This window comes from Streptomyces sp. NRRL B-1347, from assembly GCF_000720325.1.
Taxonomy (GTDB): Bacteria; Actinomycetota; Actinomycetes; order Streptomycetales; family Streptomycetaceae; genus Streptomyces.
This window is the reverse complement of record NZ_JOJM01000225.1, coordinates 1-1,312: the sequence shown is the minus strand read 5'-3', so window position 1 is coordinate 1,312 and position 1,312 is coordinate 1. Positions and strand designations below refer to the sequence as shown.

The 1,312-nt window shown below is 71.9% G+C and carries 1 protein-coding gene; it reads right to left on the bottom strand.

Translation table 11 applies throughout. The features are described 5' to 3' along the window. Window positions 1-20 precede the first annotated feature (20 nt). Complete coding sequence (locus IG74_RS0144620) at window positions 21-1,184, bottom strand: ISAs1 family transposase (protein WP_234334692.1); 1,164 nt, start codon at window positions 1,182-1,184, stop codon at window positions 21-23. Between the last annotated feature and the right edge of the window lie 128 nt (window positions 1,185-1,312).

The following is a 1,312-nucleotide window of genomic DNA, read 5'->3' as shown; positions in this document are numbered from 1 at the left end:
CAGGGTTTCGGCAAAGTCGTTCAGATGAGGCCGGGCATGGCCGGGGGGCGGGTGTGGTCGCGGGCGTTGGCGCGTAGGGTCCGGGCGATGTTGGTGGCTGCGGCCAGGCGGGCGCTGGTGGGGAGGTTGCGCAGGGTGGCCATGGCACGGGGGCCGTTGCCGGTGCGGACCTGTGAGCGGTCCTCGTCGAAGGTGGTGTCCCGGACGTGGTGGAGGCGGTTCTCGATGCCCCAGTGCCCGCGGGTGTAGGCGCCGAGGTGGGCGGGCCCGGCCCGGTGCGCTTCCGGGCTGGTGACGCCGTAGACCGTTTCGGTGTGTTTCGGCTGTCCGTCGGGACGGCGGACGGTGCGCCGGATCCGGAACGCCTGGGCGGCGTAGGGGAAGCGGGGGCCCGCCGGGACGGTGACGGCCAGGACGGCGCGGTGCTCGCGGCGGCCGTGGCCCCGGTTGCGTGTCCGGGCCCGGCCGGGGACATCCGCCCAGGGCAGCGCGCCGAGCTGGGCGAACAGCCTCGGCTGGTTCTGCTTCACGGTCAGGACATAGTCAGCGTTCTTGTCCTCGACGAGATAGCGGGCGTGTTCGCGCTGGGTGTGCAGGGCGTCGGCGGTGACGGCCTTCCCGGCCAGGTCAAGTGGGTCGAGCAGGGGCTGGGACCGGGTGATTTCGTTCGTCTTCCCATCGACGTCGGCCTGGGCGAGAACGATGCCGCTGTCGTGGCCGAGGGCGGCCATCAGATGGGGCTGTCCGTCCCCGGTCTGCGCTCCGCGCAGGGTCTTGCCGTCCACCGCGACGGCCTCCCGCGTTGCCGCCTTGGGTGAAGCAGAGGTGTTCTGTTCGGCGAGCCATCCGCATACGGCCTGGTCAAACGCCTGCCCGTCCACCGCTTGCAGGGTCCGGCGAATGGCCGGCCCGCTCGGCGCGACCCGCAGCCCGCCCGCCGGGCGGCAGCGCGCGTCCAAGGCCTCAAGAATGTGCTGGGGCAGGCCGGCAGCCCACTCGCCGATCGCGGACAGGGACCTCGCGCCGGCCAGGACCGCGCACGCCGCGATCACCAGCACCACCACGAGCGCATGCCGCACCCCGCGCCAGGCGCGGGGATCCGGTATCCCTTCGAACCACTCCCGCAGCCCCGCCCCCGACGACGAACACCCCGCCCGGTGCAGCCTCTCCAGCGCGGGATGCAACGATGTCGTACAAGCGGGCACGGACGTCCCCCTCGATCATGTGAGCCTCAACAACCCACATGATCACCGACCTCTACGCCCGCCCACCCGCACAAACGCCCCTCAACCACAACTTTGCCGAAGCCCTG